Origin of the sequence: Streptomyces sp. adm13(2018), assembly GCF_008042145.1 — a bacterium.
GTDB lineage: Bacteria > Actinomycetota > Actinomycetes > Streptomycetales > Streptomycetaceae > Streptomyces.
This window is the reverse complement of the sequence record NZ_RDBH01000141.1, coordinates 612397-631850: the sequence shown is the minus strand read 5'-3', so window position 1 is coordinate 631850 and position 19454 is coordinate 612397. Positions and strand designations below refer to the sequence as shown.

General features: G+C 71.7%; 21 protein-coding genes and 1 pseudogene. 11 read left to right on the top strand and 11 right to left on the bottom strand.

The features are described 5' to 3' along the window. Positions 1–206 precede the first annotated feature (206 nt). Both EAO70_RS31040 and EAO70_RS31035 read right to left on the bottom strand, forming a co-directional pair. Positions 207–1172, bottom strand: a complete 966-nt coding sequence (locus EAO70_RS31040; RefSeq protein ID WP_148006142.1) for a zinc-binding dehydrogenase — start codon at positions 1170–1172, stop codon at positions 207–209. A 227-nt stretch (positions 1173–1399) separates the two neighbouring features. After that, a complete protein-coding gene (locus EAO70_RS31035) occupies positions 1400–2611 on the bottom strand; it encodes an NADP-dependent malic enzyme (protein WP_148006141.1) in 1212 nt (403 codons plus the stop codon). Between the two features lie 538 nt (positions 2612–3149). On the opposite strand from EAO70_RS31035, the gene EAO70_RS31030 reads away from it, so the two are divergent. Genes EAO70_RS31030 through EAO70_RS31020 form a run of 3 tightly spaced genes read left to right on the top strand, consistent with a single transcriptional unit; the run spans position 3150 to position 5882 of the window. Beyond that, entirely contained in the window at positions 3150–4115 is a 966-nt protein-coding gene (locus tag EAO70_RS31030; RefSeq protein ID WP_148006140.1) for an ABC transporter substrate-binding protein, read from the top strand. A gap of 55 nt (positions 4116–4170) precedes the next feature. Further along, complete coding sequence (locus EAO70_RS31025) at positions 4171–5118, top strand: amino acid ABC transporter permease (protein ID WP_148006139.1); 948 nt, start codon at positions 4171–4173, stop codon at positions 5116–5118. Beyond that, a complete protein-coding gene (locus EAO70_RS31020; RefSeq protein ID WP_148006138.1) occupies positions 5115–5882 on the top strand; it encodes an amino acid ABC transporter ATP-binding protein in 768 nt (255 codons plus the stop codon). The genes EAO70_RS31025 and EAO70_RS31020 overlap by 4 nt, the downstream gene beginning before the upstream one ends. 74 nt (positions 5883–5956) lie before the next feature. Here EAO70_RS31020 and EAO70_RS31015 read toward each other — a convergent pair whose 3' ends face one another. After that, a complete protein-coding gene (locus tag EAO70_RS31015) occupies positions 5957–6706 on the bottom strand; it encodes a class I SAM-dependent methyltransferase (protein WP_148006137.1) in 750 nt (249 codons plus the stop codon). Between the two features lie 94 nt (positions 6707–6800). Between EAO70_RS31015 and EAO70_RS31010 the strand changes: the two genes are divergently transcribed. Continuing rightward, positions 6801–7430: a CGNR zinc finger domain-containing protein gene (locus tag EAO70_RS31010; RefSeq protein ID WP_148006136.1), complete on the top strand. Its 630-nt coding sequence runs from the start codon at positions 6801–6803 to the stop codon at positions 7428–7430. Here EAO70_RS31010 and sodX read toward each other — a convergent pair. After that, on the bottom strand, positions 7334–7798 hold the full coding sequence (gene sodX, locus EAO70_RS31005; RefSeq protein ID WP_261993126.1) for a nickel-type superoxide dismutase maturation protease: 465 nt from the start codon (positions 7796–7798) through the stop codon (positions 7334–7336). The genes EAO70_RS31010 and sodX overlap by 97 nt on opposite strands. A gap of 155 nt (positions 7799–7953) precedes the next feature. On the opposite strand from sodX, the gene sodN reads away from it, so the two are divergent. Both sodN and EAO70_RS39685 read left to right on the top strand, forming a co-directional pair. Next, on the top strand, positions 7954–8349 hold the full coding sequence (sodN, locus tag EAO70_RS30995) for a superoxide dismutase, Ni (RefSeq protein ID WP_030320908.1): 396 nt from the start codon (positions 7954–7956) through the stop codon (positions 8347–8349). A gap of 78 nt (positions 8350–8427) precedes the next feature. Further along, a pseudogene (locus EAO70_RS39685) lies at positions 8428–8591 on the top strand (VOC family virulence protein); the annotation flags it as partial. Between the two features lie 26 nt (positions 8592–8617). Here the strand turns inward: EAO70_RS39685 and EAO70_RS30985 are convergent. Both EAO70_RS30985 and EAO70_RS30980 read right to left on the bottom strand, forming a co-directional pair. Further along, a complete protein-coding gene (locus tag EAO70_RS30985; protein ID WP_148006134.1) occupies positions 8618–9094 on the bottom strand; it encodes a GNAT family N-acetyltransferase in 477 nt (158 codons plus the stop codon). Continuing rightward, positions 9091–10059, bottom strand: coding sequence for a LysR family transcriptional regulator (locus EAO70_RS30980; protein WP_187284107.1), 969 nt, complete (start codon positions 10057–10059; stop codon positions 9091–9093). Before EAO70_RS30980 ends, EAO70_RS30985 begins: the two co-directional genes overlap by 4 nt. A 185-nt stretch (positions 10060–10244) precedes the next feature. Between EAO70_RS30980 and snpA the strand changes: the two genes are divergently transcribed. Further along, entirely contained in the window at positions 10245–10901 is a 657-nt protein-coding gene (gene snpA, locus EAO70_RS30975) for a snapalysin (protein WP_148006133.1), read from the top strand. Between the two features lie 79 nt (positions 10902–10980). Here snpA and EAO70_RS30970 read toward each other — a convergent pair whose 3' ends face one another. Further along, positions 10981–11400, bottom strand: a complete 420-nt coding sequence (locus EAO70_RS30970) for a DUF6304 family protein (RefSeq protein ID WP_148006132.1) — start codon at positions 11398–11400, stop codon at positions 10981–10983. A 203-nt stretch (positions 11401–11603) separates the two neighbouring features. Next, on the bottom strand, positions 11604–12185 hold the full coding sequence (locus tag EAO70_RS30965; RefSeq protein WP_148006131.1) for a dihydrofolate reductase family protein: 582 nt from the start codon (positions 12183–12185) through the stop codon (positions 11604–11606). Between the two features lie 121 nt (positions 12186–12306). On the opposite strand from EAO70_RS30965, the gene EAO70_RS30960 reads away from it, so the two are divergent. Next, positions 12307–12882 carry a TetR/AcrR family transcriptional regulator gene (locus EAO70_RS30960; protein ID WP_148006130.1) on the top strand — a complete coding sequence of 192 codons (576 nt, stop codon included), beginning with the start codon at positions 12307–12309 and terminating at the stop codon, positions 12880–12882. Positions 12883–12913: 31 nt separating this feature from the next. Here the strand turns inward: EAO70_RS30960 and EAO70_RS30955 are convergent, their stop codons facing one another. Together EAO70_RS30955 and EAO70_RS30950 are read right to left on the bottom strand one after the other, a co-directional pair. Beyond that, a complete protein-coding gene (locus tag EAO70_RS30955) occupies positions 12914–13963 on the bottom strand; it encodes a family 2 encapsulin nanocompartment cargo protein polyprenyl transferase (protein WP_410091588.1) in 1050 nt (349 codons plus the stop codon). Positions 13964–14063: 100 nt separating this feature from the next. Continuing rightward, positions 14064–15482, bottom strand: coding sequence for a family 2B encapsulin nanocompartment shell protein (locus EAO70_RS30950; RefSeq protein ID WP_148006128.1), 1419 nt, complete (start codon positions 15480–15482; stop codon positions 14064–14066). A 295-nt stretch (positions 15483–15777) separates the two neighbouring features. Here EAO70_RS30950 and EAO70_RS30945 point away from each other — a divergent pair, with 295 nt between their 5' ends. Together EAO70_RS30945 and EAO70_RS30940 are read left to right on the top strand one after the other, a co-directional pair. After that, positions 15778–16368, top strand: coding sequence for an N-acetylmuramoyl-L-alanine amidase (locus tag EAO70_RS30945; RefSeq protein ID WP_187284106.1), 591 nt, complete (start codon positions 15778–15780; stop codon positions 16366–16368). Positions 16369–16481: 113 nt separating this feature from the next. After that, positions 16482–17420 carry a 1-aminocyclopropane-1-carboxylate deaminase/D-cysteine desulfhydrase gene (locus EAO70_RS30940; protein ID WP_148006127.1) on the top strand — a complete coding sequence of 313 codons (939 nt, stop codon included), beginning with the start codon at positions 16482–16484 and terminating at the stop codon, positions 17418–17420. Here EAO70_RS30940 and EAO70_RS30935 read toward each other — a convergent pair. Next, a complete protein-coding gene (locus tag EAO70_RS30935) occupies positions 17396–18991 on the bottom strand; it encodes a Na+/H+ antiporter (protein ID WP_148006126.1) in 1596 nt (531 codons plus the stop codon). The genes EAO70_RS30940 and EAO70_RS30935 overlap by 25 nt on opposite strands. A gap of 39 nt (positions 18992–19030) precedes the next feature. Here EAO70_RS30935 and EAO70_RS30930 point away from each other — a divergent pair, with 39 nt between their 5' ends. Further along, a complete protein-coding gene (locus EAO70_RS30930) occupies positions 19031–19291 on the top strand; it encodes a UBP-type zinc finger domain-containing protein (RefSeq protein ID WP_148006125.1) in 261 nt (86 codons plus the stop codon). The last annotated feature ends 163 nt before the right edge of the window (positions 19292–19454 follow it).

Sequence of the window (19454 nt, the reverse complement as noted above, 5' to 3'; positions counted from 1 at the left end):
CCCGCGGTCCCCGCCGCCCCGGGGGCCGCGGCGGCGGGGACCGCGGGGGTGATCAGCGCGGTGGCGAGGGCGACGCCGGCGAGGGCGGTGCGCCAGGCGGGGGTGGTTCGCGACACGGTGGACCTCCGGCACGAGGAAGTGAGCGTTGTTCACGTTTCACGTGCCGGACATACCATCAGGCCCACTGACGGGTCATCAAGGGGTCGTCACGAGGTCGTCAGGACGATCTTCCCGAAGAGGTCGCCGGCGGCGATCCGCTCGAAGCCCTCGCGCGCCCGGTCCAGCGGCAGCACCTCGTCGACGACCGGCCGGACGCCCGTGGCCGCGCAGAAGGACAGCAGGTCCTCCAGCTCGTCCTTGGAGCCCATGGTGGAGCCGACCACCTTGAGTTCGAGGAAGAAGATCCGGGTCAGCTCGGCGTGCGCCGGCCGATCGCCGCTGGTGGCGCCCGAGATGACGAGCGTGCCGCCGGGCCGCAGCGACTTGACCGAGTGGGACCAGGTCGCGGCGCCGACGGTCTCGATGACCGCGTCCACCCGCTGCGGCAGCCGCGCGCCCGGCTCGAAGGCCTCGACGGCGCCGAGCTCGACGGCCCGCTCGCGCTTCTCCTCGTCCCGGCTGGTCGCGAAGACCCGCAGGCCGGCGGCCTTGCCGAGGGCGATCGCCGCGGTGGCGACACCGCCGCCCGCACCCTGTACGAGCACCGAGTCCCCGGGCCGTACACCGGCGTTGGTGAAGAGCATGCGGTACGCGGTCAGCCAGGCGGTCGGCAGGCAGGCGGCCTCCTCGAAGGAGAGCTCCCTGGGCTTGGGCAGCACGTTCCAGCGGGGTACGGTCACCCGCTCGGCGAAGGTGCCCTGGTAGCGCTCGGTGAGGATGGACCGGGGCTCGTCCGGGCCGACGCCGTGGCCGCTCTGGCCGATGACGGAGTGCAGGACGACCTCGTTGCCGTCCTCGTCGATCCCGGCGGCGTCGCAGCCGAGGATCATCGGCAGCTTCTCCTCGGGCAGCCCGACCCCGCGCAGCGACCACAGGTCGTGGTGGTTGAGCGAGGCGGCCTTGACGGTGACGGTGGTCCACCCGGGCCGCACCTCGGGCTCGGGGCGTTCGCCCAATTCGAGGCCGTTCAGGGGCTGGTCGCGGTCGATTCGGGCAGCGTAGGCAGCGAACATGGCCCCGACCCTAGGCGGCCGCGGGCCGGGCGCGGAACCACACGCCCATGTGACGCATGTCCCTCCCCCGACCGCCCCGGAACCTGCCGGACGGCCCGCGGCCGCCTAGGGTCGGGGCCATGTTCGCTGCCTACGCTGCCCGAATCGACCGCGACCGCGCCCGGCCTCCTCGTACGAAAGAGCCCCGCCCTGGAACCAGGACGGGGCCCTCACGGGGTGGCGCCGCGTCAGCGGCGCGCGACGCCCTCCGCGCGGGCGGTGGCGGCGACCGCGGCCGCGACGGCCGGGGCGACCCGCTCGTCGAACGGCGACGGGATCACGTAGTCGGCGGCGAGCTGGTCGCCGACGACGTCCGCGATGGCGTTGGCCGCGGCGATCTTCATACCCTCTGTGATCCGGGAGGCCCGGACCTGGAGCGCGCCGGCGAAGATGCCGGGGAACGCGAGGACGTTGTTGATCTGGTTCGGGTAGTCCGAACGGCCGGTCGCCACGACGGCCGCGTACTTGTGCGCGACGTCGGGGTGGACCTCGGGGTTCGGGTTGGCCATGGCGAACACGAAGGCGTTCGGGGCCATGGAGGCGACGGCCTCCTCGGGGACCGTGCCGCCGGAGACGCCGATGAAGACGTCCGCGCCGGCCAGCGCGCTCTCCAGGGTGCCGCTGAGGCCCGCCTTGTTGGTGAGCTCGGCGAGCTCGCGCTTGACGTCCGTGAGGTCGTCGCGGTCGCGGCTGACGATGCCCTTGCGGTCGGCGACGGCGACGTCGCCGAGACCGGCCTCCAGGAGGAACTTGGCGATGGCCACACCGGCCGCGCCGGCGCCGGAGATGACACCGCGCAGCTCACCGAGGCTCCGGCCGCTCAGCATCGCCGCGTTGCGCAGGGCCGCGAGGGTGACGATGGCGGTGCCGTGCTGGTCGTCGTGGAAGACCGGAATGTCGAGGCGTTCCTGCAGCTTGCGCTCGATCTCGAAGCACCGCGGCGCCGAGATGTCCTCCAGGTTCACGCCGCCGAAGGACGGGGCGAGCCGGACGACGGTCTCGACGATCTCGTCGGTGTCGGTGGTGGCGAGGGCGATCGGGACCGCGTCCACGCCGCCGAACTGCTTGAAGAGGATGGCCTTCCCCTCCATGACCGGGAGGGAGGCCTCCGGGCCGATGTCACCGAGGCCGAGCACCGCGGTGCCGTCGGTCACGACCGCGACGACCTGGGACTTCCAGGTGTAGTCGTTGACCAGCTCGGGCTTCTCGGCGATCGCGGTGCACACCTTGGCGACGCCGGGCGTGTACGCGAGGGACAGGTCGTCCTTGTTGCGGACGGGGACGGTGGCCTGGATGGCCATCTTGCCGCCCCGGTGGAGGGCGAAGACAGGATCGAAGGGCTCGTCCGGAGCTCCTTCCGTACCACTGTCACTGCGAGGATTGACGATCTCCGCTGCCATTGGGTTGACCCCTTAAGTCTGCTGCAATTGAGGGTTGGCCGCTCCTGGTGTGGAGCGGTGGGCGGGTCCCGCGGCCGCCGTGTCTGGCAGCCGCGCGGGCGCGCCGCACAACGCGCCCTGAGCCCCGGATGAGGGGTGTAAGGATCCTTCTTACCGGACGGACGGCACCGCAGACGAGTCCATAACCGCTCGGTGACGCGACTCATACCGAGTGCAGCCGGACACGCACGGAGGACGACACGTCACGCGATGTCCATATAGGTGCTTCAAGCACCCGATTGGCGGCCTTCGCGTCGTCCGAATGGCGAGATCAACAGGAAATTCTTCGGCGGCGTGGAAGGGATCCAGCAGAAGATCCGGCCCTGATGTACCGGCCTGTTGGCATTCGGGGGTCACCCGTTATCCGATTTTGACATCCATGGCCGTCGGTTTGAGGCGGTCCGAATGGCAAGATGCCGTAATCACACGAGGTCACGACACTCGAAGACGTGTACGTGACCCACCTGGCAGCTCCCTCACACGCCGGAGGAACCCGATCATGACCGCACGCTCCACGCGCTGTACGACCGCCAAGACCCGCACCTCCCGTCTTGCCGCGGTCGCCGCTGCCGCGGTCGTCGGCTCCGTGCTGCTGACCGCCTGTGGCGACCAGACCGAGGGCGGCTCCTCCACCACCCCGACGAAGGACGGCGGCTCCGCCAACGCCGCCCCGCTCTTCTCCAAGCTGCCCGCCGACATCCAGAAGGCCGGTGTCATCAAGGTCGGCACCGACGCCTCGTACGCCCCGATGGAGTTCACCGAGGGCGGCAAGATCGTCGGTGTCGACCCCGACATCGCCGCGGCCCTGGGCAAGCAGCTCGGCGTCGAGTTCCAGTTCACCTCGGGCACCTTCGACGGTCTGATCACCTCGATCTACACCGGTCGCCAGGACGTGATCATGTCCTCGATGACGGACAACAAGAAGCGCCAGGAGGGCCTGGACGACAACGGGAAGAAGATCGGCAAGGGCATCGACTTCGTCGACTACTTCAGCTCCGGTGTCTCCCTCCTGGTCAAGAAGGGCAACCCGCAGGGCGTCAACTCGCTCGACGACCTCTGCGGCAAGACCGTGGCCGTCCAGCGCGGCACGATCTACGAGGACACCTTCAAGGCCCAGGCCACGAAGTGCGGCGACAAGAAGCTGACGATCCAGGCGTTCGACACCGACGCCGAGGCGCAGACCCGCGTCAAGGCCGGCGGCGCCGTGGCCGACCTCAACGACTACCCGGTGGCCGCGTACATCGCGAAGACCTCGGGCGGCGGCAACGACTTCGAGGTCGTCGGCAACCAGAGCGACGTCGGCCTCTTCGGCATCGGCGTCTCGAAGGACAACACGCAGCTGCGCGACGCCATCAAGGAAGCGCTCGACGCGATCATCAAGGACGGCACCTACGCCGATGCCCTGAAGAAGTGGGACGTCTCGGACAGCGCCGTCAAGGCGGCCACCGTCAACGCCGGTCAGTGACCCCTCCCGTCATCACCGGCAAGTGACCTCCCCGCTCCACTGAAGGGCAGTCGTCATGACTGACAAGATCTCCAAGGACCCGGCCGCCGCTCCGGCCGGGCCCGGCGCCTCGGGTTCCCCGTACGAGGCGATCAAGGCCATCCCCGTACGGCACTACGGGCGCTGGGTCAGCGCCGTCGTGGTCGTCGTCCTGCTCGGATGGCTCGTCTACGCCTTCTCCCAGGGCAACATCATCTGGGACACGGTGTGGGACAAGCTGTTCGACCCGTCGATCCTCGACGGCCTGGCGAACACGGTCATCATCAGCATCGCCTCGATGGCCCTGGGCCTCGTCCTCGGCGTCCTCTTCGCGGTGATGCGGCTGTCCAGGAACCCCGTGACCGGAGCCGTCGCCTGGCTCTACATCTGGTTCTTCCGCGGCACCCCGGTGTACGTGCAGCTGCTGGTCTGGTTCAACCTCTCGCTGATCTTCGAGTACATCAACCTCGGGCCGATCTACAAGAACGAGACCGTCGACGTCATGACGCCGTTCATGGTCGCGCTGCTGGGTCTCGGCCTCAACGAGGGCGCCTACATGGCGGAGATCGTCCGGGCGGGCATCCAGTCCGTCGACGAGGGCCAGACCGAGGCCGCGCACGCGCTCGGCATGTCCCAGACCAAGACCATGGGCCGGGTCGTGCTGCCGCAGGCCATGCGGGTCATCGTGCCGCCGACGGGCAACGAGTTCATCAACATGTTGAAGACCTCGTCCCTGGTCTCGGCCGTGCAGTACACAGAACTCCTGCGGGCCTCGTCGAACATCGGAAGCACGGCCGGCGCCGTGATGGAGATGCTCTTCGTCGCCTCCATCTGGTACCTCGCGCTGACCAGTGTGTTCAGCGTCGGCCAGTACTACCTGGAGCGCCGTTTCGCCCGCGGTTCGACGCGTAGCCTGCCGCCCACCCCCTGGCAGCGGATCCGCGCGAACCTGACCACCTTCAAGCGATCGGCGGTGTCCGGATGACCGGCGAGCCCATGGTCAAGGCCGAAGGCGTCCACAAGTCCTACGGCGCGGCCCACATCCTCCGGGGCATCGACCTGGAGGTCCGGAACGGAGAGGTCTTCTGCCTGGTCGGCCCCTCCGGCTCCGGCAAGTCGACCTTCCTGCGGTGCATCAACCACCTGGAGCGGGTCGACGGCGGCCGGCTCTCGGTGGACGGCCGGCTGGTCGGCTACAAGGAGAAGAACGGCAGGCTGTACGAGCTGAAGGACAGCGAGGTCGCGGTCCAGCGCCGGGACATCGGCATGGTCTTCCAGCGCTTCAACCTCTTCCCCCACATGACGGCCCTGGCCAATGTCATGGAGGCCCCGATCCAGGTGAAGGGCGAGTCGAAGGCGGTGGCACGCGAGCGTGCCGAGCGCCTGCTCGACCGCGTGGGCCTGCGGGACAAGATGGGGAACTATCCCTCGCAGCTCTCCGGCGGCCAGCAGCAGCGTGTCGCCATCGCCCGCGCGCTGGCGATGGAGCCGAAGCTGATGCTCTTCGACGAGCCCACCTCGGCACTCGACCCGGAGCTCGTGGGTGACGTCCTCGACGTCATGCGGGACCTGGCCGAGTCGGGCATGACGATGATCGTCGTCACGCACGAGATGGGCTTCGCCCGCGAGGTCGGCGACTCCCTCGTCTTCATGGACGGCGGCGTGGTCGTCGAGGCGGGCAACCCGCGCGACGTCCTGGGCAACCCGCAGCACGACCGGACGAAGGCGTTCCTGTCGAAGGTGCTGTAGGAGCCGGTGACCCGCGGAGGGGCGGTACGGGAGGACCCGTACCGCCCCTCCGCGCGTGCGTGCGGGCTGCTTCCCTACTTCACGGCGAGCAGCAGGGTGTCGGAGGGCGACGCCCAGACGGCCCTGGCCTCGCCGAACCCGGCGGCGACCAGGGTGTCGGCGTGCCAGCGCGGGGAGGGCATGTCGCCGTCGGCGTGCTCGCCGTAGATCTCGAAGCGGCGCGCGGTCGGCTCGGCGAGGGCGGGGTCCTTCGCGGCGAGGGCCCACCACTCGGCCCAGTCCAGGGCGCCGTCGGCCTTCGCGCGGTCCATGACCGCGTGGCGCCGGGCGCGCTCGGCGGCGTTGATCCGCGGGGTGGTCGTGTCGATCATGTGGTCGGCGTTCATGAAGACGCCGTCGTCCCGGACGAGGCCGGCGAGCTGCCCGTAGAGGGCCGTCAGGGGCTCGCTGTGCAGCCAGTGGAGCGCGGTCGCGGTGAGGACGGCGTCGTACGAGTCGTGGGGCAGCCCGGCGGCCCAGTCGGGGTCCTTGAGGTCGGCGGTCACGAAGGTGACGCGGGCGTCGCCGGCGAAGTGGCCCTCGGCGATCGCGAGGAGGGCCGGGTCGAGATCCACCCCGGTACTCGTCGCCTCCGGGAACCTCTTGAGGAGCCGATCCGTGATACTTCCCGTACCGCACGCGAGGTCGAGGACGCGGGGCTTCGGCCCCACCAAGGCCTCGACCATGTCGAGCATCACCCGGAAGCGCTCCTCGCGATCGGGCATGTACCACTCCTGCTGACGGTCCCAGCTCTGCTGCCAGGCCGCCCAGTCGGTTCCGGTCATCGCCGCCCCTGCCCCTCTTTGTAATACCCTCTAAGGGTAGACAGTTATTACCCCTTCCGACCGAGACACTAGCCCGCCGCAGTAAGGACTACAAGTGGAACTGGCCCATTACTCGGATTTCGCCGTACGTCTGGTCAACACCGAGGAGCCGTCTCGCGGCAAGGACTCCCTCACCTCCGTCGAGGTGCTCCGGGAGCTCTTCGGCGAGGCCTCCCAGATGGCCCGGCGGGTCACGGAGGCGGACCTGCCCCGCTTCCGCGCGGTACGGACCCGGCTGCGGGCCGTCTTCACCCTGGCCGACGAGGGCGACCACACGGGCGCCGTCGACCTCCTGAACTCGCTGCTCCTGGAGTTCCCGGTCAGCCCGCAGATCTCCGGCCACGACATCCTCGACGAGAACGGCCGCCCCCGGTGGCACATGCACCTCGCCGACCACTCCTCGAACGCGACCACGGGGTACGCGGCGATCTGCGCGATGGGGCTGGCCTTCCACCTGACCGAGTTCGGCGCCGACCGGCTCGGCCTCTGCCAGGCGCCGCCCTGCCGCAACGCCTACCTGGACACCTCCACCAACCGCTCCCGCCGCTACTGCTCGGACCGCTGCGCGACCCGCGCCAACGTGGCCGCCTACCGGGCCCGCAAGCGCCTGGAGGCCGACCGGACGGGCCACACCGGCCTCAGCGCCGAGAACAGCCACGAGAGCGTCGCCCCCGGCGAACGCTGACGCCCCGGGGTCGGCGGCCGGTAGCGCGCCCGCACCCGCCCGAGCACCAGCTCGGGCGGCACGGCGCCGAAGACCCGGCTGTCCCCCTCGGCGTCCGGATTGTCGCCGAGCACCCACCAGCCCCCGTCCCGTCGCTCGACCAGCCGCTTCACGATGAGCAGATCCTGCTGGAGCGGATGGCGCACCACGGCCACGCACCCCGGCCGCAGGCGGCCGCCGTAGTGCACGAGCAGCTGGTCCCCGTGGAGCAGCGTGGGCACCATCGACACCCCCGTCACCTCGGCGAGCCCGAACGGAGGCCCGGCCTCCGCCGTCCCCTCGCGCCCCGGTTCCCTCATCGGCACCCCTCGCTCCGCCCGCCGGTCCACCCGCGCCTCCACCCGCACATCCGCTCGTTCACTCGTACACGAGTCCCATGGTGACCCTGGACTTTTGACCTAAGCCCCAGGGGGCGCCCGCGAAATCGCCCTTCTCACCGAGTAATGTCCCACCTGAGAAGACGATCACGAGGAAGGACGGCACAATGCTCTCCCGCCTGTTTGCCCCCAAGGTGAAGGTCAGCGCCCACTGCGACCTCCCGTGCGGCGTGTACGACCCGGCCCAGGCCCGCATCGAGGCCGAGTCGGTCAAGGCTGTCCAGGAGAAGTACCAGGCGAACGAGGACGCGCACTTCCGCGCCCGCGCCACGGTCATCAAGGAGCAGCGCGCGGAGCTCGCCAAGCACCACGTGTCGGTGCTCTGGAGCGACTACTTCAAGGCCCCGCACTTCGAGAAGTACCCCGAGCTCAACCAGCTGGTCAACGACACCCTGAAGGCCCTCTCGGCCGCCAAGGCGTCGACGGACCCGAAGACGGGCGAGAAGGCGCTGGAGCTCATCGCCGAGATCGACCGCATCTTCTGGGAGACGAAGAAGGCCTGACCTTCTCGTTCCCGTACGAAGGGGCACGACCGCCTGGCGGTCGTGCCCCTTCGCGTGTGCGTCATGCCGCGTCGTGGGCCCCTGGACTGGCAGGAGGTCGTCGGCTCCAGGACCTGCCACGTCATCGAGGGGGGCCGGTCCCCCGCTGGGGTGCCCGTGGTTCCGCGCGGTCGGTCTACGTCAGGGGCCCGGACGGGAACACCCTCGAGCTGCGCTGGTACCCGCAGGACGTGGCGGAGTAGGACGCGGGGAAGGGGCCGGCCCGTCGCTACCCCTCCGTCCGGAGGCTGTAGCGGAGTTTCTCCTTCGCCGTCGCGCCCAGTCGGTCGTAGAAGCGGATCGCTCCCTCGTTCCAGCTCGGGGTCTGCCACTGGATCTCCGTCAGGCCGAGGCTCGCCGCCTCGGTGCGGACCGCGGTCATCAGGAGGGGGCCCAGGCCGTGGCCGCGACTGGAGGCCGTGAGGTAGAGGCAGTCCATGTGGAGGTACTCCGTGCCGTCCCAGGTGGAGACCTCGGGGGCGCAGCTCGCGTAGCCCGCGAGGGTGCCGTCGGGGAGGAGCGCGACCAGGCAGCGCAGGCGGGTCGGTGCGGGGCCGAAGAGGAGGGCGGCGAGGCGGTCCTCCAGGCCGGGGGCCGGGGGTTCCGCCTTCTCGTACGCCGCGTGCTCGGCGATGAGTGCCACAACCCGCGGCAGGTCCTCGGGGCGGGCGTGCCGGACCAGGGCCGGTGCGGGGTGTTCGCTCATGCCGTCATCATGCACGGCGCCAGCGGCAGGGTGGCGGCCGTCCCCTGGCGGCGCAGCCACTCGCGGTACGGGGCCGCCCGCAGCGCCACCTCCCGGTAGGCCGCCGCGAGTTCGGCGTACAGCGTGTCGAGGGGCGCCCCGGGGCGGGCGTAGAGCAGCAGCCGGACGGCCAGCGGGTCGCCGCGCAGCGGGCGTACGGCCATGTCCTCGCGCGGGACCGAGGTCGGCTGGCAGGGGGCGACGGCCTCGCCGAGGGCGATGAGGGAGGCGGCCGTGTGGTAGTCGCCGTGCAGCAGCGGCGGGTCGATGCCGGCGGCGTGCAGGACCCGGCGGAGGCCGTCCCATTCGCCGTCCACGGTCGGGTCGACCATCCAGTGGTCGTCGGCGAGGTCGGCGAGGTCGACGACGGGCAGGGCGGCGGCCGGGTGGTCACGGGCGAGGGAGACGAACTGCGGTTCGCGGGCGAGCAGGACGCGTTCCTCGATGCCCTGGGGGACCCGTAACGGGCAGCCCTCCACCTCGTGCACGAAGGCCACGTCGAGCTGTCCGGCGGCGACGCCGCGGAGCAGGGCGTTCGCGGAGACGTCCATCCGCAGCCCGATGTCGGTGCCGGGCAGCCGCTGGCGGAGCCGGCGCAGCCAGCCCGGGAGCGCCCGGCTCGCGGTGGAGCCGACGCGGAGCCCGGGACCGCCGGTGCGGGCGGCCGCGGCCCGGGCCTCGGTGACGAGCGCGGCCATGTCGGCGACGAGCGGGCGGGCCCGGCTGAGCAGGGAGCGGCCGAGCGGGGTGGGCCGGCAGCCGGTGCGGCCGCGGGAGAAGAGCTCGGCGCCCAGGGAGTTCTCGATGCGGCGCAGCTGGGTGGTCAACGACGGTTGAGTCATGCCCAGTTGGCGGGCCGCCTTGTGCAGGCTGCCCGTGTCCGCGATGGCGCAGAGCGCGCGTAGGTGTCTCACCTCCAGCTCCATGCCCCGAGGGTAGGGCGGGTCCCTGGCTCGCACCAGACACCCGGAACCCTTCAATCGCCTTTGATTGCAAGGTAGTTGGGGGTGTTTCGACCGGGTGATGCGGTGATGTTATCGCCGGTTGGCATCATCCCCACACGCCCCGGCWCCCCCGAGACTCTCTCCATCCCCTACAGGAGGAGCCCCCCATGCGTCACCCCAAGGTCCTCACCTCTGCCCTGGCCACCGCACTCGGCCTCGGCCTCGCCGCCTCGCTCGGCGCGGCTCCGGCCGTGGCCGCGAGTGCCCCCACCGGCGTCCCCACCGCCGGTGGCGCCGCCGTCGCGTACGCCGGTTCGGCCGCGGAGGCGAAGGCCAACCAGGCCTTCTTCGACGCCGTCGTGAAGTCGGTGGCGAAGAAGCGGGCCGCCGCTCCCGGCGCGGCCGCCGTCACCGTGGTCTACAGCGCCTCCAACGCGCCGAGCTTCCGCACCCAGATCTCCCGCTCGGCCCAGATATGGAACAGCTCGGTGGCGAACGTCCGGCTCGTCGAGGGCAGCAACCCGGACTTCCGCTACTACGAGGGCAACGACTCCCGCGGCTCGTACGCGAGCACCGACGGCCACGGCGGCGGCTACATCTTCCTCGACTACCGGCAGAACCAGCAGTACAACTCGACCCGCGTGACCGCCCACGAGACGGGGCACGTCCTCGGGCTGCCGGACCACTACAGCGGTCCGTGCAGCGAGCTGATGTCGGGCGGCGGCCCCGGCACGTCCTGCCAGAACGCCCAGCCGAACGCCCAGGAGCGGTCCCGTGTGGACCAGTTGTGGCGCTACGGCCTCGCCTCCGCGTTCAAGAACTGACCTCGCGGAGTACGAGACAGCGGCGGCGCCCCCTCCCCGGGGCGCCGCCGTCCTCGTTCTCGCCGCGGTGCGGGCGGACTCAGGCCGGCTGGAGCAGTCGGCGTCCGAAGTCGGAGCCGGGCGGCAGCTGGCGCCTGACCCGCTCCAGCGCCCCGTCGAAGTCGCCCCCGGCGACGCAGGCCTCGAAGGCGGCGCCGCCGTAGTGCAGGGTCAGGCAGAGGTCGCCCCGCTCACCGAGCGTCAGCAGGCAGCTGAGCGTGGCCTGTTGGGCGACCCCGTCGGTGACGACGGGGAGCGGCAGGTCCCATTCCAGGACGCAGGCGGTGAGGGCCTGCCCGCCCTCCGCGGTCGCGGTGAGCGCGGCGAAGCCCTCGCCCGTGTACTCGATCCCCCTGATCCGGGTGGCGACGTGCCGCCCGTCGGCCGTGATGACGATCGCTTCCGCGCCGCTGCGGTCCCGGTACCAGCCGGTCCAGACTTCCGTCGACTCCGATGACATGCGCGGACTGTAGCCCCACGAGTGGCTCCGGCGCGCGTCCGGTCACCCCGTGGTCCGGCTTCTCCCGATCTTGTCGCTGTTGCCGGTCTTGCCGGTCAGGTACGCGCTCGCGGCATCCGCGCCGCCGGGGCGGCGCCGTGTGCGGCGCCTCGGCACCCATGGAGCCCGGGGAGGACGGCTCGCCCGGGCGCGCCCGTCGCCGGTCAGCGCTTCCTTGCGTACGTACGGACGAAGGCTCCGTTGCCGAAGACGCGCAGGTCCTTCAGCTCGAAGTCGCGGGGCTCGAAGTCGGCGCCGAACATCGGCATGCCGGAGCCGTACACCTGCGGGTAGGTCTTGATGACCAGCTCGTCAATCTCGTCGATGAGTGCGCCGGCGATCGTGGAGCCGCCGCAGAGCCAGATGTCCAGGGGGCCGTCCTCGGCCTTGAGCTCGCGGACCCGGCCGACGAGGTCGTCGGCGATCAGCTCGACGTTCGCGTCGGGCGACTCGGCCAGCGAGCGGGTGGCGACGAGCTCCCGCAGGTGGCCGTACGGGCTGGTGAGGCCGATGTCCAGGGCGAGCCGGTACGACCCCAGTCCCTGGAGGACGGTGTCGAACCGCTGATTCTCGCGGTCGATCCCGAGGGCCTCGCGGCCCTGCGCCGAGATGGTCTCGGGGTACTCGGCGGTCAGGAATTCCAGGAACTCGGCGTCCACGAACGCGTACATGGAGGTGGCGTCCCCCTTGGGGTCGCCGATGAAGCCGTCGATGGTGCAGGCGACGAAGTACGTGAGCTTGCGCAAACCGGTCCTCTTCGGGTCAGGGCGCGGCTGCGATCGCAACCACGACGGCTATAGTGCTTCACCTGTAGTGGTTGCGCAAGCCTCTTTGACGAGGGAGCGCGAAGAAGGAGGAGCGTCCGGCATGGCGAGGAACCCCGAACGACGCACGGCGCTGCTCGACGCCGCCATCCAGGTGCTGGCGGACGAGGGCGCCCGCGGGCTGACCTTCCGCGCGGTCGACGCCCGGGCGGGAGTCCCCACGGGCACCTCGTCCAACTACTTCAGGGACCGGGACCAGGTGCTCTCCCAGGTCGCCGACCGCATCTTCGAACGGCTGACCCCCGAGCCCGGCGTCATCGACGAGTCCCTGCGGCCGGCGCCGAGCCGCGCCCTGGTCGTCGAGCTGATGCGCCGCATGGCCGAGCGGCTCGCCGCCGAACGCACCTGCTACCTCGGCCTCTTCGAGCTGCGCCTGGAAGCCGTGCGCCGACCCGAGCTGCGGACCCAGCTCACGAAGGTGCTCAGGACCGATCTGGACTTCAACATCCGGCTCCACCTGGACTCGGGGATGCCGGGGGACGCGGACACGGTCCGGCTGCTCTACTTCGCCCTCACGGGGCTGCTGTTCGACCACTTCACGGTCCCCGGCCTGCACGGCGAACGGGACCTGGACGACCTGATCGAGACCGTGGTCACCCGCGTCGTCCCCGACATGTGACCCGGCCCGTACCCCTTCCCCCTCCCGGGCCTCAGCGCGTGCGCCGCGTCACGAACTCCGCGAGCGCCAGCATGTCCCCCGCCGCCGCCAGGTCCGGGACGGCCCGGGCCAGGTGCTCCACAGCGCGACCCATCCGCTCGGCCGCCTGGTCCTGCGCCCAGTCGCGCCCGCCGGCCCGCTCGACCGCGTCCGCCGCCGCCCGCACCGCCCCGGCGTCCAGGACCGGGCGGGCGTACAGCTCGGCCAGCTCGTCGCCCGCCGCCGTCCCCGACGCGAGCGCCGCCACCACCGGCAGCGACTTCTTGTGGGCGACCAGATCGGCCCCGGCGGGCTTGCCCGTCCGGTCCGGGTCGCCCCAGATGCCGATGAGGTCGTCGATCAGCTGGAATGCGAGGCCGGCCTCCCGGCCGAACGCGTCCATCGCCGCGACCTCCTCCTCCCCCGCGCCCGCGTAGAGCGCGCCGATGGCGCAGGAGGCGCCGAGCAGCGCGCCGGTCTTCGCGGTGGCCATGGCCAGGCACTCGTCGAGGGAGACCGCGCGCGGTTCCCGCTGCTCGAAGGCGCAGTCCGCCTGCTGCCCCGCGCAGAGCTCGATGATGCAGGCGGCGAGCCGGGCGGACGCGGCCGCCGAGGCGGGGTGCGGATCCTCCGCGAGCATCCGCAGGGCCAGCGCGCTCATCGCGTCACCGGCGATCAGCGCGTCCGGGATGCCGAAGACCGTCCAGGCGGTGGGGCGGTGCCGCCGGGTCACGTCCTCGTCGACGATGTCGTCGTGGAGCAGGGTGAAGTTGTGCGCGAGCTCCACCGCCACCGCGGCCCTCACCGCCCGGCCCTCGTCGGCGCCGAGCGCACGGGCAGCGGCGAGGACCAAGGCGGGGCGGATCGCCTTGCCCGGCTGCTCGGTGGCCGGGGTGCCGTCCGCGTGCTCCCAGCCGAAGTGGTACATCGCGACCCGCCGCATCGAGCCCGGCAGGGTCTCGACGGTCGAGCGCAGTTGGGGATGGACGACCGTCCGCGTCCGGTCCAGGAGCCGCACGGCTCCCTGACCGTCGGTGACGGCGTCCCCGCCGGCAATGGTCAAGGTCACTTCCTTCGTATCCTTCGTGGCGATGCTGCGCGGCGACGGGCCGGGAGCGTCCGGGGGCGGGACGGTTCGGTGCCCGCCCCCGGGCTCCGCCGGCTCAGCGCCAGCGGCTGACCTCGACGTTCTCCAGGATGCCGAGCGCGTCCGGGACGAGGACGGCCGCCGAGTAGTAGGCGGTGACGAGGTAGGAGATGATCGCCTGCTCGTCGATGCCCATGAAGCGGACGGACAGGCTCGGCTCGATCTCGTCCGGGATGCCGGTCTGGTGCAGACCGATCACGCCCTGATCGGCCTCGCCGGTGCGCATGCAGATGATCGAGGTGGTCCGGGCGTCCGAGACCGGGATCTTGTTGCACGGGTAGATCGGCACGCCGCGCCAGGTCGGGATGCGGTTGCCGTTGATGTCGATGGTCTCGGGCACCAGACCGCGCTTGTTGAGCTCGCGGCCGAAGGCGGCGATGGCGCGCGGGTGGGCGAGGAAGAGCTTGGATCCCCGGCGGCGGGAGAGCAGCTCGTCCATGTCGTCGGGGCTGGGGGCGCCGTCGTGGGGCTGGAGGCGCTGCTCGTAGTCGCAGTTGGCGAGGAGGCCGAACTCCCTGTTGTTGACCAGCTCGTGCTCCTGGCGCTCGCGGAGCGCCTCGACCGTCAGCCGCAGCTGCTGCTCGGTCTGGTTCATCGGCTGGTTGTAGAGGTCGGCGACGCGGCTGTGCACCTTCAGCACGGTCTGGGCGACGCTCAGCTCGTACTCGCGGGGCGAGGCGTCGTAGTCGACGTAGGTGTGGGGGACGACGGCCTCGCCGACGTGGCCGGCGGAGAGGTCGATCGCGGCCTCGCCGTACTTGTTGGTCCGCTGGTCGGGCAGGGCGGCCACCTCGGCGAGGTGGGCGGCGAGCGAGCCGGCCCGCTCCGCGAGGTTCCGCACGTCGTCCCGGGTCAGCTCCAGGACCGTGCAGGCGGTGGCGGCGCGGGCGGACCACTCCCAGGTGGCGTCCGCGTCGACGAGGGCGCGGTCGCCGAAGTAGGCGCCGTCGGCGAGGACCCCGAGGACCGCCTCGTCGCCGTACGGGCCCTCGCCGATCTGCTCGATCCTGCCGTGCGCGAGGAGGTGGACCCGGTCGGTCGGCTCGCCGGCGACGGCGACGACCTCGCCCGCCGCGTACTCCCGCTGGCGGCAGCGGGACGCGAGCTCGGCCAGGGCCTCCTCGTCCTCGTAGCCGCGCAGGGCGGGGAGTTCGCCGAGTTCGGCGGGGATGACCGCGACGCGCTCCCCGGTCTGGACGAAGGTGACCCGCCCGTCGCCCACGGAGTAGCTGAGCCTCCGGTTCACCCGGTACGTACCGCCCTGCACCTGGACCCAGGGCAGCGCCCGCAGCAGCCACCGTGAGGTGATCTCCTGCATCTGCGGCGCCGACTTGGTGGTCGTGGCGAGGTTCCGCGCGGCAGCGGTGCCGAGACTCTGCTGCGGCGTCTGCTGCTCCGCGACGCGGACCTCGTCACCAACCGAACCAACGGACATGGAACTCCCTCTCGTATGACTGAGTGACGAGTCGAAGCCTTTCAGCACGGAGCGTGCCCGCGCCATTACACAATCGAGTGGGACTGTTCGACGATCTTCGGGGCATGTCACGTGATTTCCATCCGAACAGCGGAGCCCCACCCGCCCCGCGGGCTACTGTCCGGATCGGCTCGCACACGGTCCGAACGGATGGCGGGGGAGTCGCGGACTCCGGTACTCCGGTACTCCGGCGTCTCCGGAACCCCCAACTCCGGTACTCCGGAAGCCCCCACCCGTCCTCCGAAGGGAGTCGGTCATGTCCTCACCCATGTCCGCGAGCAGATTCCTCGACGCGCTGCGCGACGCGGGCCTCAAGGTCGTCCAGGTCGGCGCCTGGTCCACCCACAACCGCAACCACAAGGGCCCGTGGGGCCCCGTCCACGGCGTGATGATCCACCACACCGTGACCCGCGGGACCGCCAACACCGTCCGGGTCTGCCGGAACGGCTACGAGGGCCTGCCGGGACCGCTCTGCCACGGCGTGATCGCCAAGGACGGCACTGTCCACCTCGTCGGCTACGGCCGGGCCAACCACGCGGGCCTGGGCGACGACGAGGTGCTCCGGGCGGTCATCGCCGAGCAGGGCCTGCCACGCGACGACGAGGCCACCACGGACGGCAACCGGTACTTCTACGGCTTCGAGTGCGAGAACCTCGGCGACGGCGTGGACCCGTGGCCGAAGGTCCAGCTGGACGCCATCGCGAAGGCGGCGGCCGCGGTGTGCCGGGTGCACGGCTGGAACCAGCGCTCGGTCATCGGGCACCTGGAGTGGCAGCCGGGCAAGGTGGACCCGCGCGGCTTCACGATGGCCTCGATGCGCGAGCGGGTGGCCGACATCCTGCGCTGACGGCCAGGCCGCGCGCACCGGGGCATGGGGCATGGGGCGCGGGGCCGAGGCCCGAGGCCCGAGGCCCGAGGCCCGGGCAGCGGACGAGGGCCCGGGGCGCGGACAATGGCCCGGTGAACGCGTTCGACCTCTCCCGCCTGCGGCCCCGGCTCCCCTCGCCCCTGGAGCCGGTGGAGGACGAGCGCTTCACCCGGCGCGGCCTCACGCTCGCGCTCAAGCGCGAGGACCTCATCCACCCCGACCTGCCGGGCAACAAGTGGCGCAAGCTCGCGCTCAACCTGGCGGCGGCGGACGGCCGGCCCGTGCTCACCTTCGGCGGTGCCTACTCCAACCACCTGCGCGCGGTGGCGGCCGCCGGCCGGCTGCTGGGCTTCCCCACGGTCGGGATCGTGCGCGGCGACGAGCTGGCCGGGCGGCCGCTCAACCCCTCGCTGGCGCGGTGCGCGGCGGACGGGATGCGGCTCGTGTTCGTCGACCGGGCCACGTACCGCGCGAAGAACGACCCGGCCACGCGCGCGACGCTCCTGGAGCGGGCCCCCGCGGGCGCGTACGTGGTCCCGGAGGGCGGCAGCAACGCCCTGGCCGTCCAGGGGTGCGTGGAGCTCGGCCGGGAGCTCGCCGGGGCGGCCGACGTGGTCGCCGTGGCCTGCGGCACCGGGGGCACCCTGGCGGGTCTCGCGGCCGGTCTCGGCCCCGGGGCCCGGACGCTGGGCGTTCCCGTGCTCAGGGGCGGCTTCCTGGGCGGGGAGGTGCGCGCCCTCCAGGAGGCGGCGTTCGGCGGTCCGCGCGGCGACTGGGCGCTGGACGAGCGCTTCCACTGCGGCGGCTACGCGCGCGTGCCCCCGGCCCTGGACGTCTTCGCACGCGACTTCGAGGCGCGGCATGAACTCGCCATCGAGCGACTGTATGTGGCCAAAATGCTGCTCGGCCTCACGACCCTCGCGGAGGAGGGCGCGTTCCCGGCGGGCAGCCGGCTCGTGGCGGTCGTCACGGGCGCCCCCGACCCGCCGGAGCGGGTCGCCGGGGCTCAGTCCGCGGCCTCCTCGCGGTAGGCGGCCGCCTCCTCCAGGTCGAGCCTGCGGAGCAGCGTCCGCATCATCTCGTCGTCGATCCGCCGGGCGTCGCGCAGCTGTACGAAGACCTCGCGCTCGGCGTCGATCATCTCGCGCGAGAGCCGTCGGTAGGTGTCGTCCGCGGTCTCCCCGGTGACCTCGTTCACGGCGCCGAGCCGTTCCCAGACCGCGTTGCGCCGCCGTTCCAGGACCGTGCGGAGCCGGTCGGCGAGGGGCTGCGGCAGGGCGTTCCGCTCGTCGGCGAGAAGGGCGTCGAGACGCGCCTCCGCGGCCTGCGAGGCCTCGCTCTGGGCCTGCGCCTCGGCCAGCGTCTCGGCGTACCGGTCCTTCCCGGGGAGCTTCAGGAGGCGGATGAGCGGCGGCAGGGTGAGGCCCTGGACGACCAGGGTGCCGATGACGGTGGTGAAGGTGAGGAAGAGGACGAGGTTGCGGGCGGGGAACTCGACGCCGTCGGTGGCCACGGGGATGGAGAAGGCGATGGCGAGCGAGACCACGCCGCGCATCCCGGCCCAGCCGACGACGAGCGGCGCCCGCCAGTCCACCCCCGGTTCGCGTTCCCGGACGCGGGCGGACAGCCGGGGCAGGAAGGTCGCCGGATAGACCCAGACGAACCGGACCACCACCACGGCGACGAAGACCCCGACCGCGTACCAGGTCGCCTCCCCCATCCCGTACGGCCCGAGTTCCCGGACGACGTACGGCAGCTGGAGGCCGATGAGGGCGAAGACGGCCGACTCCAGGACGAAGGCGACCATCTTCCAGACGGCCTCCTCCTGGAGGCGGGTCGCGAAGTCGACCTGCCAGGCGCGGTGGCCGAGGAAGAGACCGACCACGACGACGGCGAGGACACCGGAGGCGTGCACCTCCTCGGCCGCCGCGTAGGCGACGAACGGGATGAGGAGGGAGAGGGTGTTCTGCAGGAGGGAGTCCCCGAGGCCCCGGCGCAGCCAGTGGATGGGGACCATGAGGAGCAGACCGACGCCGATGCCGCCGAGGGCGGCGAGCGCGAACTCCCCGAGCCCGCCGGCCCAGCTCAGCCCCTCGCCGACCGCCGCCGCGAGGGCGACCTTGTAGGCGGTGATGGCGGTGGCGTCGTTCACCAGGGACTCGCCCTGGAGGATCGTCGTGATCCGGTTCGGCAGGCCCAGCTTGCGGGCGATGGCGGTGGCCGCGACCGCGTCCGGCGGGGCGACCACTGCGCCGAGCACCAGGGCGGCGGTGAGCGGCAGATCGGGCACGAGGACGTACGCGAGCCAGCCCACGGCCACGGTCGCGAAGAGGACGTACCCGACGGAGAGCAGCGCGACGGGCCGGATGTTGGCGCGCAGGTCGAGGTACGAGGAGTCGACGGCCGCCGTGTAGAGGAGCGGGGGGAGGATCAGCGGCAGCACGATGTGCGGGTCGAGGGTGTAGTCCGGCACGCCGGGCACGTAGGCGGCGGCGAGACCGACCGCGACCAGGAGGAGGGGCGCGGGCACCGGGGTGCGGCGGGCGAGCCCCGCGACCGCCGCGCTCGCCGCCACGAGTGCCACCAGCTGTAGAGCGTCCATGCCCGTCCCCGTCTCGTCCCGCAACGTAACCTGGCCATCATGAGCGAGTGCCCGCACGTTGCCGAAATGCCGCGCCCCGAACCGGCGCCGCTGGCCGACACCTGCCCGGAGTGCCTGGCGGACGGTACGCACCCGGTCCAGCTGCGGCTCTGTCTGACCTGCGGGCACGTCGGCTGCTGCGACTCCTCGGCCGGGCAGCACGCGACGCGGCACTTCTCCGCGACGGGCCACCCGGTGATGCGGACCTTCGAGCCGGGCGAGGACTGGCGCTGGTGCTTCGTGGACGGGTCGATCGTCTGAGTCCCCGATCGGGCCGGCCGGTCCGGCCGGTCCGGGCTGCCTGATCGGGCTGGTCGGCCGGTCCGGTCGTCCGAGTCCCCGGTCGGGCTGGTCGTCCGGCCGTACGGCGATTCGGCCGTACGGCGATTCGGCCGTTCGACGGTTCGCCCGCCCCGCGGTTGGG

What these genes read in the sequence shown, in the direction of transcription:
- EAO70_RS31040 (WP_148006142.1), bottom strand. Translation starts at nt 1,172, where the DNA reads ATGTTCGCTGCCTACGCTGCCCGAATCGACCGCGACCAGCCCCTGAAC.
- EAO70_RS31035 (WP_148006141.1), bottom strand. Translation starts at nt 2,611, where the DNA reads ATGGCAGCGGAGATCGTCAATCCTCGCAGTGACAGTGGTACGGAAGGA.
- EAO70_RS31030 (WP_148006140.1), top strand. Translation starts at nt 3,150, where the DNA reads ATGACCGCACGCTCCACGCGCTGTACGACCGCCAAGACCCGCACCTCC.
- EAO70_RS31025 (WP_148006139.1), top strand. Translation starts at nt 4,171, where the DNA reads ATGACTGACAAGATCTCCAAGGACCCGGCCGCCGCTCCGGCCGGGCCC.
- EAO70_RS31020 (WP_148006138.1), top strand. Translation starts at nt 5,115, where the DNA reads ATGACCGGCGAGCCCATGGTCAAGGCCGAAGGCGTCCACAAGTCCTAC.
- EAO70_RS31015 (WP_148006137.1), bottom strand. Translation starts at nt 6,706, where the DNA reads ATGACCGGAACCGACTGGGCGGCCTGGCAGCAGAGCTGGGACCGTCAG.
- sodN (WP_030320908.1), top strand. Translation starts at nt 7,954, where the DNA reads ATGCTCTCCCGCCTGTTTGCCCCCAAGGTGAAGGTCAGCGCCCACTGC.
- EAO70_RS30985 (WP_148006134.1), bottom strand. Translation starts at nt 9,094, where the DNA reads ATGAGCGAACACCCCGCACCGGCCCTGGTCCGGCACGCCCGCCCCGAG.
- EAO70_RS30980 (WP_187284107.1), bottom strand. Translation starts at nt 10,059, where the DNA reads ATGGAGCTGGAGGTGAGACACCTACGCGCGCTCTGCGCCATCGCGGAC.
- snpA (WP_148006133.1), top strand. Translation starts at nt 10,245, where the DNA reads ATGCGTCACCCCAAGGTCCTCACCTCTGCCCTGGCCACCGCACTCGGC.
- EAO70_RS30970 (WP_148006132.1), bottom strand. Translation starts at nt 11,400, where the DNA reads ATGTCATCGGAGTCGACGGAAGTCTGGACCGGCTGGTACCGGGACCGC.
- EAO70_RS30960 (WP_148006130.1), top strand. Translation starts at nt 12,307, where the DNA reads ATGGCGAGGAACCCCGAACGACGCACGGCGCTGCTCGACGCCGCCATC.
- EAO70_RS30950 (WP_148006128.1), bottom strand. Translation starts at nt 15,482, where the DNA reads ATGTCCGTTGGTTCGGTTGGTGACGAGGTCCGCGTCGCGGAGCAGCAG.
- EAO70_RS30945 (WP_187284106.1), top strand. Translation starts at nt 15,778, where the DNA reads ATGTCCTCACCCATGTCCGCGAGCAGATTCCTCGACGCGCTGCGCGAC.
- EAO70_RS30935 (WP_148006126.1), bottom strand. Translation starts at nt 18,991, where the DNA reads ATGGACGCTCTACAGCTGGTGGCACTCGTGGCGGCGAGCGCGGCGGTC.
- EAO70_RS30930 (WP_148006125.1), top strand. Translation starts at nt 19,031, where the DNA reads ATGAGCGAGTGCCCGCACGTTGCCGAAATGCCGCGCCCCGAACCGGCG.